Source organism: Streptomyces lasalocidi, from assembly GCF_005280215.1.
Lineage (GTDB): Bacteria > Actinomycetota > Actinomycetes > Streptomycetales > Streptomycetaceae > Streptomyces > Streptomyces longwoodensis.
Map to the genome: position 1 here is coordinate 2,497,434 of NZ_SZNQ01000001.1, position 16,207 is coordinate 2,513,640.

Annotated in this window: 12 protein-coding genes and 3 tRNA genes; 8 read left to right on the forward strand and 7 right to left on the reverse strand. The window is 73.3% G+C overall.

All coding sequences use genetic code 11. From position 1 onward, the window contains the following. The first annotated feature begins 16 nt into the window (after positions 1-16). A complete protein-coding gene (locus E4U91_RS11185; RefSeq protein ID WP_137306715.1) occupies positions 17-1,054 on the forward strand; it encodes a rod shape-determining protein in 1,038 nt (345 codons plus the stop codon). A gap of 30 nt (positions 1,055-1,084) precedes the next feature. Here the strand turns inward: E4U91_RS11185 and E4U91_RS11190 are convergent, their stop codons facing one another. Continuing rightward, positions 1,085-2,017 carry an anti-sigma factor RsbA family regulatory protein gene (locus E4U91_RS11190; RefSeq protein WP_137306716.1) on the reverse strand — a complete coding sequence of 311 codons (933 nt, stop codon included), beginning with the start codon at positions 2,015-2,017 and terminating at the stop codon, positions 1,085-1,087. Between the two features lie 311 nt (positions 2,018-2,328). Between E4U91_RS11190 and E4U91_RS11195 the strand changes: the two genes are divergently transcribed. Next, positions 2,329-3,012, forward strand: a complete 684-nt coding sequence (locus E4U91_RS11195) for an ANTAR domain-containing response regulator (RefSeq protein WP_137306717.1) — start codon at positions 2,329-2,331, stop codon at positions 3,010-3,012. 90 nt (positions 3,013-3,102) lie between these two features. Next, positions 3,103-3,807 (forward strand): class I SAM-dependent methyltransferase, encoded by a 705-nt coding sequence (locus E4U91_RS11200; protein WP_137306718.1) that lies wholly within the window; start codon positions 3,103-3,105, stop codon positions 3,805-3,807. An 81-nt stretch (positions 3,808-3,888) separates the two neighbouring features. On the opposite strand, the gene E4U91_RS11205 is transcribed toward E4U91_RS11200, so the two are convergent. The 3 genes from E4U91_RS11205 to E4U91_RS11215 are packed head-to-tail and all read right to left on the reverse strand — an operon-like array spanning position 3,889 to position 9,057. Next, positions 3,889-6,645, reverse strand: coding sequence for an alkaline phosphatase family protein (locus E4U91_RS11205; protein ID WP_137306719.1), 2,757 nt, complete (start codon positions 6,643-6,645; stop codon positions 3,889-3,891). A 4-nt stretch (positions 6,646-6,649) separates the two neighbouring features. Further along, on the reverse strand, positions 6,650-8,041 hold the full coding sequence (locus E4U91_RS11210; RefSeq protein WP_241678556.1) for an ABC transporter permease: 1,392 nt from the start codon (positions 8,039-8,041) through the stop codon (positions 6,650-6,652). Then, positions 8,038-9,057: an ABC transporter ATP-binding protein gene (locus E4U91_RS11215; RefSeq protein WP_137306720.1), complete on the reverse strand. Its 1,020-nt coding sequence runs from the start codon at positions 9,055-9,057 to the stop codon at positions 8,038-8,040. The genes E4U91_RS11210 and E4U91_RS11215 overlap by 4 nt, the downstream gene beginning before the upstream one ends. A 250-nt stretch (positions 9,058-9,307) precedes the next feature. Between E4U91_RS11215 and E4U91_RS11220 the strand changes: the two genes are divergently transcribed. Then, positions 9,308-9,955, forward strand: coding sequence for a dihydrofolate reductase family protein (locus E4U91_RS11220; protein ID WP_137306721.1), 648 nt, complete (start codon positions 9,308-9,310; stop codon positions 9,953-9,955). Positions 9,956-10,003: 48 nt separating this feature from the next. On the opposite strand, the gene E4U91_RS11225 is transcribed toward E4U91_RS11220, so the two are convergent. From E4U91_RS11225 to E4U91_RS11235, 3 genes are all read right to left on the reverse strand, one after another. Then, positions 10,004-10,077: transfer RNA gene (locus tag E4U91_RS11225), tRNA-Ile, on the reverse strand. 131 nt (positions 10,078-10,208) lie between these two features. After that, a tRNA-Asn gene (locus E4U91_RS11230) sits at positions 10,209-10,281 on the reverse strand. Positions 10,282-10,286: 5 nt separating this feature from the next. Next, positions 10,287-10,359, reverse strand: a tRNA-Asn gene (locus tag E4U91_RS11235). A 157-nt stretch (positions 10,360-10,516) separates the two neighbouring features. Between E4U91_RS11235 and E4U91_RS11240 the strand changes: the two genes are divergently transcribed. The 4 genes from E4U91_RS11240 to E4U91_RS11255 all read left to right on the forward strand — a co-directional run bounded on the left by E4U91_RS11240 (position 10,517) and on the right by E4U91_RS11255 (position 16,164). After that, positions 10,517-10,819: a hypothetical protein gene (locus E4U91_RS11240; protein ID WP_067232565.1), complete on the forward strand. Its 303-nt coding sequence runs from the start codon at positions 10,517-10,519 to the stop codon at positions 10,817-10,819. A 113-nt stretch (positions 10,820-10,932) separates the two neighbouring features. Beyond that, entirely contained in the window at positions 10,933-12,387 is a 1,455-nt protein-coding gene (locus E4U91_RS11245) for a xylulokinase (RefSeq protein WP_137306722.1), read from the forward strand. 115 nt (positions 12,388-12,502) lie between these two features. Beyond that, complete coding sequence (locus tag E4U91_RS11250) at positions 12,503-14,236, forward strand: ABC transporter ATP-binding protein (protein WP_137306723.1); 1,734 nt, start codon at positions 12,503-12,505, stop codon at positions 14,234-14,236. Next, complete coding sequence (locus tag E4U91_RS11255; RefSeq protein WP_137306724.1) at positions 14,236-16,164, forward strand: ABC transporter ATP-binding protein; 1,929 nt, start codon at positions 14,236-14,238, stop codon at positions 16,162-16,164. The genes E4U91_RS11250 and E4U91_RS11255 overlap by 1 nt, the downstream gene beginning before the upstream one ends. Positions 16,165-16,207 lie beyond the last annotated feature (43 nt).

A 16,207-nucleotide genomic window follows, 5' to 3' on the forward strand; every position in this document is an offset into this window, starting at 1 on the left:
CGGGAGGACCCCGCCAATGACCGCCAGTCTGGAGCAGCTGCGCCGCTGTCACTTCGCCGTCGACCTGGGCGCGGCGCGGACGCGGGTGTACGTCAAGGGCGCCGGGCTCGTCGTCGACCAGCCCTCCGCCGCGGCCGTCAACACCCGCACCGGCGCGCTGATCGCGGTCGGGGAACTCGCCGAGAGGATGACCGGCCGCACGCCCCACTACATCCGGGTGGTGCGGCCCGTGTCCGGCGGCACGGTCGTCGACATCGAGATGGCCCAGCGGATGCTGCGCCACCTGCTGGGCGACCGGATGCGCCGTCAGCTGCGCCGCAAGCCCCGGCTGCGGGCCGCCGCCTGCACCCCGCACGACGCCGACCCGCTGGCCCAGCGGGCGGCCATCGAGACCCTGGTCGGCCTCGGCGCCCGGCGCGTGGAGCTGGTCGACACCCTCATCGCCGCCGCCGTGGGCTGCGGGCTGCCCGTGGAGCGGGCCGAGGCCACGATGATCATGGTGTGCGGGGCGGCCGCGACCCAGGTCGCCGTGCTGTCCCTGGGGTCGATCGTCACCGCCGAGCGCGTCCCGGTGGGCGGCGAGGCCGTGGACCACGCGATCGTGCAGCACCTGCGCCACGAGCACGAGCTGATGCTGCCCAGCCAGTCCGTGCGACCGCTGCAGATCGCCCTGTCGGGCAACGGCCTGACCCCGCACGGACCGGCGTCCACCGAGATCCACGGGCGGGACGTCGCCACCGGCCTGGCCCGCTCGGTGCGGATCGACACCGCCGCCGTGCGGGACGCCATCCAGACCCCGCTGACCGCCGTGCTGGACGGCATCGGCAAGGTGCTGCGGGCCTGCCCGCCGGACCTGGTGGCCGACCTCGCCGACCGCGGGATCACCATGGTCGGCGGCTCGGCGCTGCTGCCCGGCTTCGACCAGATGCTGCGCCGGGCCACGGGGATGCCGGTGCACATCGCCGAGCGGCCCGACGTGTGCGCCGCGCAGGGCCTGGGCGCCATGCTGGAGGGGAGGATCCAGCCGCTCGCGCTGAACCCGACGGGCTCCTGAGCGGCCCGGGGCGCGCACCGGCGGGGACGGTCAGCGGGCGAAGTAGGCCCGTACGGTCGTCCCCCGGTCGTCCGTGTGCAGGCGGACCAGGTCGGCGACCAGGTTGACCAGCAGCAGGCCCCGGCCGCCCAGCTGGTCGCGCTGCGGGGGGCGGCGGCCGGCGAGCGGGTCGGCGATGTGGCCGCGGTCGCGCACCTCGCACACCACGCGCTCGTCCTCGGTCCACACCCGCAGCTCCCCGCTGCCCCCGCCGTGCAGCACGCTGTTGGTGCTCAGCTCGGAGGCGGTCAGCGCGAAGTCGCCGAGCCGGGTGCCGGTCAGGCCCAGCCGCTCGGCCTCCGCCACCGCGTGCTCCCGGGCGGTCGGCAGGCACGCCGCGTCGAAGTGCCGGGCGGGCACCTGCGGCGCGACGGGCAGCGGCAGGTTGTAGGAGGCGATGACGGCGTCGGGGTCGTAGGCCCCGCTGGGGCGCTCCTCGGTGGAGCCGGCCGGGATGACCACGGGGTGGGTGGCGTGGGCGTCGGTGAGCGTGCGGTCGTCGAGCCGGCTCTCGTCGTAGGGGCACAGGATGCTGACCTCGCGGCCGGTGAACGCGACGTTGATGAGCGCCTCGTGCTGGGCGCACGCCGGGTACTCGGTGGCGCTGCGGCCGGCCCAGATCGGCTCGCCGATGATGTGCACGCGCCGGCCGGAGGGCTGGGCGTCGGCGAAGGCCCGCAGCACCCCGGGGATGATCCGGCCGGGGTTGCGGCCCGCCTCCTGCATGTCGAGCAGCAGCACGGCCTCCGCGGCGGGGCCGAGGCCCTCGCGGATCAGCCGCAGGTTCGCGCCGGGGACGGCGACGGCGACGGGCTCCCCGGCGGCGAGTCCCGCCTCCAGGAAGGGCAGCGTCCCGGCCAGGTACTCCTGCTCGTCGCGGTAGAACAGCGCCGGATGCACGAAGGGGTCGGTGGCCGCACTCACGTCCTCGACACCTCCCTTTCCGGCGCACCCGCTTTGCGGCGTGGCGGCCCGCGTTCTCCCGGGTACCCCGCTTCCGTCCGGGAGCACCGAAGTCCACCGCCCGGCTACCCGAGGCGCTGCGGCTCATGCCCCGCCAGGGGTGTGACCGGCCGCGCGGCGGGCAGGCGCACGACGAGCGGACGGGCGGTCGCACCGATGGTACGGCCAGACGGGTGGTCCGCTCACGGGCGGGCCGCCGCGGGACGCCCACCGGGCCCGCCGGACGGCCGGGCCGGGAACCCAGGAGGACCGGACACGGACGAGGCGGTGGGATGACGACGGTGGCCGGGGCGCGGCAGGAGACGGACGGGGTGCCCCTGGTCGTCGACGGCCGGGTGGACGCCGGCCACGCGCTGCTCACCGCGCGCGGGGAGCTCGTCCGGGGCTGCGCGCCGGTGCTGGCCCGGGAGCTGGACGCCCTGCCGCCGGACACCCGCCGGGTGGAGCTGGACCTGTCCGGGGTGGCGTTCATGGACACGGCGGGCCTGCAGTTCCTGGAGGTCCTGGAGGCGTACCGGCACCGTACGGCGGTGCCGGTGACGACCCGGGACTGGCGGGGCCAGCCGCGCCGCGTCCTGGAGCTCGCCGGCCTGGACCCCGCCGACCCGCTGCGCCCGGTGTCCCGGCCGCGGGTGCCGCGCCCGCAGTCCGGTCCGGTCGCCTCGCCCGTGGCGCTGGAGCGGGCCGAGCGGCTGCGGGGGCTGTACGAGGAGGTCGAGCAGCTGCGCCGGGCGATGGCCTCCCGGCCGGTGATCGACCAGGCCCGCGGGGTGCTGATGGCCCTCCACTCCTGCACCCCGGACCAGGCGTGGAGCATTCTGCGCGAGACCTCCCAGCTGTCCAACACCAAGCTGCGCACGGTCGCGGAGGCGGTCGCCACCAGCGCGACCGGCACGCCCCCGCCGGTGGACGTCCGAGCCGCCCTGCGCACGGCGATCGCCCGCCACACGGACTGACGCCCGCTCCGGAGCAAGTGACCCGTGTGCCCTTCGGGAGCGGTGGAGCCGTGGAAGGATCGGTCCGGCACTCGACGAAGAGGGATCTCCGTGACCAACGAGCTCGAGCACGACCGCCCCGACCGCCCCGGTTCCGCCGGCTACGGGGCCCTGCGGCCCGACCGCACGGGGCAGGCCGAGGCGTTCGACGCCATCGGCGGCCGGTACGACGAGGCCTTCCCCCACAAGGACGGGCAGGTCGAGGCCACCGACTGGCTCGTCGGCGCCCTCCCGGCCGGGGCCCGGGTCCTGGACCTCGGCTGCGGCACCGGCCTGCCGACCGCGCGCCGGCTCGCCGAAGGGGGCCTGGACGTGGTCGGCGTCGACCTGTCGGCCCGGATGGTGGCGCTCGCCCGCGAGCACGTGCCCGAGGCGTCCATCCACCAGGCGGACCTCGCCGACCTGCGCCCCGGCGGCCCGCTCGACCTCGGCCGCTTCGACGCGGTGACGGCCTTCTTCTGCCTGCTCATGCTGCCCCGCGCGGAGATCCCCCTCGCACTGCGCACGATCCACCACCTGCTCGTGCCGGGCGGACGGCTCGCCCTGTCGATGGTGGAGGCCGACGTGGACGGGTTCGCGATCCCGTTCCTCGGCAGCACCATCCGCGTGTCCGGCTACCTCCGCGACGACCTGCTCCAGGTGGTCGACGGCGCCGGTTTCGACATCGTCGACGAGACGTCGTACACCTACGCGCCGTCCAGCGCGGAGGTGCCGCCCGAGATCCAGATCTTCCTGCGGTGCACGCGGCGCGAGTGAGCACGGACAAGGTGGTGCAGTGCGACCTGCGCCTGCCCGGCGACCCGCTCCGGCCGCCGGGCGGTCCCGGGACGGTCCGGGTCAGCCGTCGTTCTCCGGGGACGGCAGGGAGGCGCCCGGGACGTCGGCGGGGGCGTAGACCCGGTGGTCGCCCGGGTAGGGCTCGCTCCAGTCGTGGGTCTGGTACCAGGTGTAGCGGTTCATCTGCTCGGCGTTGGCGTAGTCGGGCACCGCGTGCGGGCCGGTCAGGCGCTGGTGGGAGGCCCAGGTCCGCCACTGAGCGGCGAGCGCGCGGCGGGCCGGCGGGACCGCGGCGGACGTCGGCGCGGCGGCGGCCGCGGTGTCCTGGGGCGCGGGGGTGTCCGGGCCGCAGGCGGGCTGGGGGCTCACGCCGAGGGTCAGGGACGTGCGGTTGGGCACGGTGGTGAACGGCGTGGCGTCCGGGGTGCGGCGGAACGCGCCGTACATCGGGGTGGCCGCGCTGTCCTTCTGGTTCATCGGGTGGATGCCGAGGATCTGCTCGACGGTGCGGATCATCGTGATCTGCGAGTAGTAGCGGTGGTCGACGCCGCCGTGCGCGGCCCAGGGGCTGATGACCTGGACGGGGGCGCGGTGGCCGTCGACGTGGTCGAGGCCGTTCTGGGAGTCGTCCTCGACGACGAAGATCGCCGAGTCCTTCCAGTAGGGGCTGTGCGAGATGGTGTCGACCATGCGGCCCACCGCGAGGTCGTTGTCGGCGACCTCGGCGGCGGCGTTCGCGGGGCCGCCGGTGTGGTCGTTGGAGAACCAGAACATGTTGAGGTTCGCCGGGCCGTTCTTCGCGAAGTCCTGCTCCCAGACCTGCTCCTTGTAGACGTCCGGGACGTCCAGGTCGAACATCGGGAAGCCCTGGACGGAGACCTCGTTGAGCGAGGGGATCGCGGAGCCGGTGCGGATGGGGTACTGGGTGGCCGCGCCGGTGGCCCGCATGGTCCTGGCGTCGCAGTACAGGTTCTGCCAGGTGGCGCCGGCCGGCTTGGTCTCCAGCGACTGGAACTCGCCGAAGTCCTTGACCGACCTGCCCACTGTCCGGGCGCCGGTCCACAGGAACCCGGTCTTCTGGTGGCCGAGGGCGTCGTTCTCGGTGTCGTAGCTGCGCTGGTACTCGCCGGCGGAGGACTCGGTGTACTCCGGGTTGTCCGACTGCATCAGCCAGTTGTGGCCCTCGGCGGAGTTGGTGCCGACGTCGTAGAAGTTGTCGTAGAGCCCGAACTGCCGGGCCAGGGCGTGCTGGTTGGGGGTGACGTTCGCGCCGAAGGTGGTCAGCGCGGGGTCGCCGTCGCCCCGGGGGTCGTCGCCGAGGACCTGGTCGTAGGTGCGGTTCTCCTTGACGAGCAGGAAGACGTGCTTGATCGTCGAGGGGTCGCCGAGCCGCGCCGGGACGGGCACCGGCTTGGCGTGGCCCGCGCCCTTGGCCGTGCGCACCGAGCCGGGCGTCCAGCCGTTCTGCTGGAACACCTTGGCGGTCTGCGCCCGTACGGCCCGGTCGTCCGGCAGGGTGAACCGCGTCAGGCTGGACGTCGTGTCGTGGGTGCCGTGGCCGGCGGCGGTGGTGGGGCGGCGGGCGTCGATGCCGCGGGTGTTCGAGACGACGACCTGCCCGCCCACGGTGGCGATCTGCGCGGGGAAGTAGTCGGTGGGCAGCAGGCCCACGTAGCGGGCGGGCTCCTGCGCGGACGTGTAGCGGTAGACGGCGACGGCGTTCGCGCGGCCGAGGGTCACCAGCAGGCGGCCGTCGGCGGTGAGCGCGACCGCGTTCGGCTCGTAGCCGACGGACGCCTCGGGCCAGGGCTGGGTGGCGATGGTCTGCACGACCTTGTTGCGGCGGGTGTCGATGACCGAGACGTTGTTGTCGGCCGTGTCGGTGACGAACACCGCGCCCTTCGCCGCGTACACCGCGGTGGGGTGCAGGCCGACGTCGAGGGTGCCGACGGGGGCGGCCGGGTCCGCCGGGTCGATGACGCTGACGGTGCCGGTGGTGGTGGCGCCGGTGTCCGGATCGGCGGGCACCTGGGTGCCGTAGGAGGTGAGGGTGGTGTCGCCGGCCCGCGCCGGGCGCCCGCCCTCGTTGCTGACGTACAGCCTGCCGCCGGCCAGGACGATGCCGCGCGGGGCGTTGCCGACGGCCCAGCTGTGCCGGACGGCTCCGGTCTCCGCGTCGAGGGCGACGACCCGGTTCTGGCCGTTGACCGCCGCGTAGACGGTGGAGCCGTCGGGTGAGAAGACCGCCCCCGCGACCAGCGCGTGGCGGGAGCCGTCGGCCGGGACCGGGACGCTCACCGGGTCGGACAGGGTGCCGTCAGCGGCCACGGTGAACCGGGTGTAGCCGTCGGTCTGGCCGAGCCACAGCCGGGTGCCGTCGGGCGAGTAGGTCGGGCCCTCCTGGCCGACGGCGGCGCTCTTGATGCGCAGGTCGTCCGCCGCCTTGGTGCCGACCTTCTGCTTCACCTGCCCGGTGGCCGCGTCCAGGACGACCAGGGCGGCGTCGCCGTCGGCGAGGGCGGCGGCGATGCGGGTGCCGTCGGGGCTCACCGCGGAGGACATGATCTTGCCGTCGTCGACGACCGTGCGGGTGCCGTAGGGCTTGAGGTACTGGTCGTCGGAGACGACCTGGCCGCGCGCGGTCTGCTGCCCGACCTGCCGGGTGCCGAAGCCGTACGTCGAGGCGACCGCGGTGCCGGTGACGCCGAGGGCGACCGCGATGCCCGCCGCCACGAGCACGCCCCGGCGTCCGACGGGTCTGCCGAACAGGTTGGTCCGCTCCCTCTGCCGGGTGCGGCGCTGACGGGTTACCTGCATGGGGCTATCCCTTCGGAGGAGGGGTGGGGAGCAGTGCGACGGTGCCGTCGAACTGCCAGAGGGGGTTCGGGGCGTCCCCGAGCGGAGTGCGCACCAGGAAGTAGCCGTTGACCTCCTTGGGCCCGTCGCCGTCGGCGACGTACCGCCCGTCGGAGGCGACGTCGAGCTGGTAGACGGCCTGTCCGGTGAGCTCCACGCCCGGCAGGTGCCAGGAGACGACGCACCGCCAGTCGTTGCCCGGCCCCTCCTGCGCCTGCCGCCCGTCGCCCTTGGTGCAGGCCGCCGTGACGGCCAGCTGCTCCTCGGTGACGGCGGGCCGGTGCAGTTGCGCGGTCTGGATCCGGTACAGGTGCGCGAACGCGGTGGCGACCGACCGCTGCACCTTCTCCTGGCCGATCCCGGACCCCAGGGAGGGGGTCGTGCCGGCGATCACCGCGACCGTGACGGCGACCAGCCCGGCGAGGGGCAGCAGGCCGATGGTGACCGCGCGGCGGCCGGAGCCGTCGTAGGCCGGGTTGGTGAAGTCCCGCCGCAGGAAGAGCCGCAGGGCGAGCGCGGTGGCGAGCACGGCCCACACCAGGCCGACCGCGACGCCGACGAGGAGCGGGCGGAGCTGGGCGGGGTCGGTGAACAGGCCGTTCCAGGACAGGAAGGCGTACCCGGGCAGGGCGAGCCGTACGGCGACGGGCAGCGGCAGCATCTGGGCGACCTGCATCGCGAGTGCCACCAGCGCGGGGAGCAGCAGACCCATCGGGGACCGCCCGAGCGCGACCGAGCCGAGCAGTCCGACCGCGGCCAGCGCCAGGGTCGGGGCGAGGACACAGGTCCAGGCGAGCAGGACGCGGACGGCGGCGTCGCCCGGTGCCAGCAGGTGGCCGTCGAGGCCGACCAGCGGCTGGTTCCCGACGGCGAGGAGCCCGCCGGCCGTGCTGGAGCAGGCCAGCCCGGCCACGAGCAGCAGCACCACGGTGAGCCCGGCCAGCGCCTTGGCGACGAAGATCCGCCGGGGGGAGCGCACGGCGACCAGCAGGTGGCGCCAGGTGCCGAGCCGGTCCTCGCAGGCGAACACGTCGCCGGTGACCACCGAGGTCAGCAGCGGCAGTGCCCAGGTGCCGGCGAAGCCGAGCATGACCAGCGGCCCGGCCCAGCCCGTGGCGTGCATCCAGCGGCCGAAGAGGGTGTCGGTGGGCAGCGTGCTCTGCGCGCTCACCCCGGCGACGAACAGCGCGGGCGCGACCCAGCAGGCCAGGACGAGCAGCCGGATCCGCCACTGGGAGACCAGTTTGACCAGCTCGAAGCGGTAGGCGCGCGCCACGGACACACGGCGGGTGGCGGCCGGGGCGCCGCCGGTGCTCCCGGCGAGGCCGTCCGGGCGGTCGACGGCGGTCGCGGTCATCGGCCGGCCTCCTGCCGCTGCTGCTCGGTCAGGGCGAGGAAGGCCGCCTCCAGCGGCGAGACGACCGGGGTGAGTTCACGGACGGCGACGCCGGAGCGGACGAGGGCGGCGACGAGGGCGTCGAGGGCGGGCACGGGCGCGCGCACCACGAGCCGGCCGGTGTCACGGGGTGCACCGGTGGCGTACGGCTCACCGGTGTCGTCGGGCGCACCCGTCTCGCGCCGTGCGCCGGTGTCGTACGACGCACCCGCGTCGTCGAGCACCCGCACCCCGGGGATTCCGGCGGCGAGGCGGCGGGCGGCCGGCGGGTCGGAGGTGACGAGCCGGTAGTCGAGTGGGCCGTGCGCGGCGGCCAGCTCGCCGACCGGTCCGCAGAACACGGTCCGCCCCCCGGCGAGGACGGTGACCTCGGAGCACAGGGCCTCCAGGTCGTCCATGCGGTGGCTGGAGAGGACCACGGCGGTCCCGTCGGCGGCGAGCCGGGTGAGGACGCCGTGGACGTGCTGCTGGCCGGCCGGGTCCAGCCCGTTGGACGGCTCGTCGAGCACCAGCAGCCGGGGCCGGGCGAGCAGGGCGGCGGCCAGGCCCAGCCGTTGGCGCATGCCGAGGGAGAAGCCGCGGGTGCGGTCGTCGGCGACGTCGGTGAGCCCGACCTGGTCGAGCACGTCGTCCACGCCGGCCGTGCGGGGGCCGTCGCCGTGCAACGCCGCGAGCGCGGAGAGGTTCTGGCGGGCGGTCAGCGAGGGGTACAGCCCCGGCCCGTCCACGAAGCCGGCGACCCCGTCGGGTGCGGCGAGCGCCCGGCCGACGGGCACGCCCAGGATCTCCAGGCTGCCGCTGTCGGCGACGGACAGGCCGAGCAGCAGGCCCAGCAGGGTGGTCTTGCCCGCGCCGTTGGGTCCGACGAGACCGTGGATCCGCCCCCGTGCCACCTCCAGGTCGACGCCGTCGAGGGCGACGACGTCACCGAAACACTTGCCGATCCCGCGTGCCCGAATGGCGAGGAGTGTTTCCATGAGCCCCTTCTTTCGCACCAGTGAAGGAACTTAGGCGCGTCACACGCCCCGCACAGGGACGCCCGCCTGAACACGCACGGAACGGATCGTCAAGGCATGGGCAAGTGGGCCGGGGCAGCCGGACCGCCGCTCCACCGGAAAAGATTTCCGGTGGCGCTGTCGATCCGGCGGCTTCCCGTTCGACACCCTGGTGACGGACGCCTCGCCGCACGAGGGGGCGACAGGACCTGATGAGGGATCAAGGGATCACATGGAACAGCTGCTGCGCGTGCAGAACTTCACCATCTCCCGCGACGGCGTCGCCGCGGGCGAGGACCAGAGCCTGGAACGGCCCTTCGGCACCCGTATCGACCCGCGGGAGCTCTTCACCTGGGCCGGCGCGACGGCGAGCTGGCCCAACCGCACCGAGCCCGGCGGCAGCCGGGGTCTGGACGACTACTTCACCCGGGACTTCAGCCACGGCATCGGCGCCGAGATCATGGGCCGCAACAAGTTCGGACCCCAGCGCGGCCCGTGGCAGGACCACGAGTGGCAGGGCTGGTGGGGCGAGGAGCCGCCTTTCCACACGCCGGTGTTCGTCCTGACCCACCACGAGCGCCCCTCGTTCACCCTCTCCGACACCACGTTCCACTTCGTGAACGCCGACCCCGCCACGGTGCTGGCGCAGGCTCGGGAGGCGGCGCGGGGCAAGGACGTGCGCCTGGGCGGCGGGGTGAGCACGGTGCGCGAGTTCCTCGACGCCGACCTCGTCGACACGCTGCACATCGCGGTCGCCCCGGTGGAGATCGGCTCGGGCCTGCGCCTGTGGGACTCCCCCGACGACCTGCGCGACCGCTTCCACCTGGAGGTGGTGCCGAGCCCGAGCGGGGTGACGCACCACTTGTTCTGGCGCAGGTGACGAATGCCCGCCCGCCGAGACGTTCCCGCGGGCCGAGGGCGTGCACAGTGGGGCGGGTGGGACTCGAACCCACGGCCGACGGATTATGAGTCCGCTGCTCTAACCGGCTGAGCTACCGCCCCATAGCGGCGTGTCGCGTACATGTGTGCGCGTCGTCTGCCGCAGCATAGCCGCTCATACGATCTCCTGCTTCGGATGGTCGGCTTCCGTGCTGACATGAAAAAGGACCCCTACGGGGTCCTCGTTCAGCATGCTCCCCCGACTGGACTCGAACCAGTAACCTGCCGGTTAACAGCCGGCTGCTCTGCCAATTGAGCTACGGAGGACCGAGCTCCCCCGACTGGACTCGAACCAGTAACCTGCCGGTTAACAGCCGGCTGCTCTGCCAATTGAGCTACGGAGGAATGCCTCGTTGCATCGAACGTGCCGTCCTGGGTATCCGCCAGGGGGCGCCCGCTCGCTGCGACACATACATTAGCGCAAGCAGGGGGGTGCTTAGCCAATCGGTACCCCCGGCACCGATGCCGCACCGCCGACCGACACGAGGGAAGGGTGGCCGTCATGCGCTACCGGCTGATGTTCCTCTCCGGGCTCGCCCTGGGCTACGTGCTGGGCACGAGGGCCGGACGCGAACGCTACGAGCAGCTGAAGAAGTCCGCGCGCCGGCTCTCCGAGAACCCCGCCGTCCGCAACACCGCCGAGACGGCGGCCCAGCAGGGCCGCCAGTACGCCGGCAAGGCCTACCACGCGGTGAGCGACAAGCTCGGCGACCGGGTCCCCGACTCGGTCACCCAGCGGGTCCGCTCGCTGCGCGAGCGGAACGGCTCCGCCCCCGCCGACGACTGGGGCACCAGCACCACCTAGGGCTCGTCGTCCGGCAGTCCTGAGGGGCGCGGGAACCGTGCGGTCGTACGGTTCCCGCGCCCCTGTGCCGTGCCCGGCCCGAGCCGGCGCCGCGATGCGGCAGAATTTTCGCCATGGGGATAGTCGCCGGGTTGGACAGTTCGCCCGATTTCACTCGCATCGTCGTCTGCGACACCGACACGGGTGCCGTGCTCAGGCAGGGCTACGCGCCGCACCCGGTCGACGGTCCGGCGGGCGGCGGCCGCCCGAGCGACGTCGACCCGCAGGCCTGGCTGCTGTCCCTCGGTGAGGCCGCCGGCGGCGGACTGCTGGAGGGCGTGCAGGCCATCGGCGTGTCCGCGCAGCAGAACGCCGTCGTGCCGCTGGACGCGCAGGGCAACACCGTGCGCCCGGCGATGGTCGGCGGGGACAAGCGGGCGCAGGTCGCGGCCGCCGACCTGGTGGACGCGTTCGGGGGCCGGGAGGCGTGGGCGCAGGCGGTCGGGTGCGTACCGCAGGCCGCGCAGCCGGTGACCAAGCTGCGCTGGCTGGCGAAGAGCGAGCCGGACGCCGCGCAGCGCACGGCCGTGCTGCTGCAGGCCCACGACTGGCTGGTCTGGCAGCTGCTGGGCCGGCCGGCGCGCCGGACCACCGACCGGGGCGGCGCCTCGGGCACCGGGTACTGGTCGGCCGCGACCGGCGGCTACCGGCCCGACCTGGTCGAGCTGGCGCTCGGCCACCAGGCGGTGCTGCCCGAGGTGATCGGGCCCTCGGAGGCGGCCGGTACGACGCCGGAGGGGCTGCTGATCTCCGCCGGCACCGGCGAGACCATGGCCGCGGCGCTGGGCCTGGGGCTGGGGACCGGCGACGCCGTGGTGTCCCTGGGCGCCTCCGGGTCCGTGATGGCCGTCCACCCCGAGGCCCTGATGGACGGCTCCGGGACGATCACCGCGCTGGCCGACGCGACCGGCATGCACCTGCCGGTCGTGACCACCCTGAACGCCGTGCGGACCCTGCGCGGCGCGGCCGAGCTGCTGGGGCTGCCCGACCTGGAGACCCTGTCGGACCTGGCCATGAAGTCGACGCCCGGCTCGCACGGGCTGGTGCTGCTCCCCTACCTGGAGGGCGAGCGCACCCCGAACCTGCCGCACACCGCCGGGACGCTGGCCGGGCTGCGGCGCGAGTCGATGAAGCCCGAGCACCTGGCGCGGGCCGCCTTCGAGGGCATGCTGTGCGGGCTCGCCGACGCGCTGGACGTGCTGCGCGGGCGGGGCGTGGAGGTGCGGCGGGTCTTCCTGCTGGGCGCGGCGGCCGAGCTGCCCGCGGTGCAGGCCGCGGCGCCGGCGCTGTTCGGGGCGCAGGTCGTCGTACCGCAGCCCGCGGACTACGCGGCGATCGGCGCCGCCCGGCAGGCGGCCTGGGCGCTGGGGGTCACCCAGGGCACGCTCGACCCGCGGACGCCGCCGGCCTGGCAGGGCGCGGCGGCGCAGGTGCTGGAGCCGGGCGAGGAGCTGGCGGTCGGGCAGGCGGTGCGGCAGCAGTTCGTGTCGGTGCGCGAACAGACACACCCGGGGGCGTTCCGCTCGTAGCGGACGCGCCGGGCCGCGCCGACGGGTTAATCGGTTGAGGTAACACGGGTGGGGTGCCCGACGATAGGTGCCAGGGGCAAGCGACCGCCCCTTTCGCCGACTCCGAGAGACCAGCGTGCTCATACGACTCCTGCGGACCTGTCTCAGGCCCTACAAGAAACCCATCGCCCTGCTGGTGCTGCTGCAGTTCCTGCAGACCTGCGCCACCCTCTACCTGCCCACGCTGAACGCGGACATCATCGACGACGGCGTCGTGAAGGGCGACACCGGCTACATCCTGTCCTACGGCGCCCTGATGATCGGCATCTCGCTGGTCCAGGTCGTGTGCAACATCGGCGCCGTGTACTACGGCGCCCGCACGGCCTCCGCGCTCGGCCGTGACGTGCGGGCCGCCGTCTTCGACCGGGTGCAGTCGTTCTCCGCCCGCGAGGTCGGCCACTTCGGCGCTCCGTCCCTCATCACCCGTACGACCAATGACGTCCAGCAGGTACAGATGCTGGTGCTGATGTCGTTCACCCTGATGGTGTCGGCGCCCATCATGTGCGTGGGCGGCATCGTGCTCGCCCTCGGTCTGGACGTGCCGCTGTCCGGGGTGCTGGTCGCCGTCGTCCCGGTGCTGGGCATCTGCGTGACGCTGATCGTACGGCGGCTGCGGCCGCTGTTCCGGGCCATGCAGGTCCGGCTGGACACGGTGAACCGGGTGCTGCGCGAGCAGATCACCGGCAACCGCGTCATCCGCGCCTTCGTCCGCGACGAGTACGAGCAGCAGCGCTTCCGCAAGGCCAACACCGACCTGACCGCCATGGCGCTGGGCACCGGCAACCTGCTGGCACTGATGTTCCCCGTGGTGATGACGGTGGTGAACCTGTCGTCCATCGCGGTGGTGTGGTTCGGCGCGCACCGCATCGACAGCGGCGAGATGCAGATCGGCGACCTGACCGCGTTCCTCGCCTACCTGATGCAGATCGTCATGTCCGTGATGATGGCGACCTTCATGTTCATGATGGTGCCGCGTGCCGAGGTGTGCGCCGAGCGCATCCAGGAGGTCCTGGACACCGACTCCAGCGTGGTGCCGCCGCTCGCACCGGTCACGGAGCTGCGCCGGCACGGGCACCTGGAGCTCCGCGGGGCGGGCTTCCGCTACCCGGGGGCCGAGGAGCCCGTGCTGAGGTCCGTCGACCTGGTCGCCCGGCCGGGCGAGACGACCGCCGTCATCGGCTCGACCGGCAGCGGCAAGTCGACGCTGCTGGGCCTCGTGCCGCGGCTGTTCGACGCCACCGACGGGGAGGTGCTGGTCGACGGCGTGCCGGTGGCCGCGCTCGACCCGCGGCTGCTGGCCCGGACCGTGGGCCTGGTGCCGCAGAAGCCGTACCTGTTCGCCGGGACCGTGGCGACGAACCTGCGCTACGGCAACCCGGACGCCACCGACGAGGAGCTGTGGCACGCGCTGGAGGTGGCGCAGGCCAAGGACTTCGTGACGAAGCTGGAGGGCGGCCTGGACGCGCCGATCGCGCAGGGCGGCACCAACGTCTCCGGCGGTCAGCGCCAGCGCCTGGCCATCGCCAGGACGCTCGTGCAGCGCCCGGAGATCTACCTCTTCGACGACTCCTTCTCCGCGCTCGACTACGCCACGGACGCAGCCCTGCGCTCGGCGCTCGCCGAGGAGACCGCGGAGGCGACCGTGGTGATCGTCGCGCAGCGCGTGGCGACCATCCGGGACGCCGACCGCATCGTGGTGCTCGACGAGGGCCGCGTGGTCGGCACCGGCACCCACCACGAGCTGATGGCGGACAACGAGACCTACCGGGAGATCGTGCTCTCCCAGCTGACGGAAGCGGAGGCTGCGTGATGGCGGGGCCGATGGGGCGGATGATGGCCGGGGGCGGCCCCGACACCCGCTCGCTGGACTTCAAGGTGTCGGGCCGGCGGCTCGTCGCCCGGTTCGGGCCGGAACGGCTGACCATCTACGCGCTGCTGGCGTGCGTGGTGGTCAGCGTCGGGCTGAACGTCGTCGGGCCGAAGATCCTCGGCCGGGCGACCGACCTGGTGTTCTCCGGCATCGTCGGGCGGCAGATGCCGGCCGGTGCCACCAAGGACCAGGTGCTGGAGTCGATGCGGCAGCGCGGCGACGGCGACGTGGCCGACATGCTGCGCAGCACCGACTTCACGCCGGGCAAGGGCATCGACTTCACCGCCGTCGGGCACGTGCTGCTGCTCGCGGTGGGCGTGTTCCTGGTCGCCGGCCTGCTGATGGCGGTGGCGACGCGGCTGGTCAACCGGGCCGTGAACCGCACGATGTTCCGGATGCGCGAGGACGTCCAGACGAAGCTGTCGCGGCTGCCGCTGTCGTACTTCGACCAGCGGCAGCGCGGTGAGGTGCTGTCGCGGGCGACCAACGACATCGACAACATCGGGCAGACGCTCCAGCAGTCGATGGGCCAGCTGATCAACTCGCTGCTGACGATCATCGGCGTGCTGGCGATGATGTTCTACGTCTCCTGGATCCTGGCGCTGGTCGCGCTGGTGACCGTGCCGCTGTCGTTCGTGGTGGCCACCCGGGTCGGCAAGCGGTCGCAGCCGCACTTCGTGCAGCAGTGGCGCACCACCGGCAAGCTGAACGCGCACATCGAGGAGATGTACACCGGCCACACCCTGGTGAAGGTGTTCGGCCGGCAGGACGAGTCGGCGCAGCAGTTCGCCGAGCAGAACGACGCGCTGTACGAGGCGGGGTTCAAGGCGCAGTTCAACAGCGGGGTCATGCAGCCGCTGATGTTCTTCGTGTCGAACATCAACTACGTGCTGGTCGCGGTCGTCGGCGGGCTGCGGGTCGCCTCGGGCGCGCTGTCGATCGGGGACGTGCAGGCGTTCATCCAGTACTCGCGGCAGTTCTCGATGCCGCTGACGCAGGTCGCGTCGATGGCGAACCTGGTGCAGTCGGGCGTGGCCTCGGCCGAGCGGGTCTTCGAGCTGCTGGACGCCGAGGAGCAGGAGGCGGACCCGGTGCCGGGCACCCGGCCCGAGGCGCTGCGCGGGCGGGTGGCGCTGGAGCACGTGTCGTTCCGCTACGAGCCCGACAAGCCGCTCATCGAGGACCTGTCGCTGACCGTGGAGCCCGGCCGGACCGTCGCGATCGTCGGCCCGACCGGCGCGGGCAAGACCACCCTGGTCAACCTGCTGATGCGGTTCTACGACGTCTCCGGCGGGCGGATCACCCTCGACGGCGTGGACATCGCGTCGATGTCCCGGGACGAACTGCGCGCCGGGATCGGCATGGTGCTGCAGGACACCTGGCTGTTCGGCGGCACGATCGCGGAGAACATCGCCTACGGCGCCTCCCGCGAGGTCACTCGCGGGGAGATCGAGGAGGCGGCCCGGGCGGCCCACGCGGACCGGTTCGTGCGGACGCTGCCCGACGGGTACGACACCGTGATCGACGACGAGGGCTCCGGGGTCAGCGCCGGTGAGAAGCAGCTCATCACCATCGCGCGGGCGTTCCTGTCCGACCCGGTGATCCTGGTGCTGGACGAGGCGACGTCGTCGGTCGACACCCGCACCGAGGTGCTGATCCAGAAGGCGATGGCCAAACTCGCCCACGGGCGCACGTCGTTCGTGATCGCGCACCGGCTGTCGACGATCCGGGACGCGGACACCATCCTGGTGATGGAGAACGGCTCCATCGTGGAACAGGGCACGCACCACGACCTGCTGGAGGCCGGCGGGGCGTACTCCCGGCTGTACGAGGCGCAGTTCGCCCAGGCCGTGGCCGAGGTGGACTGAGCGGCCGGCCCGGCCCGGGGTGCCGTCGCGGTGCGGCGGCGCC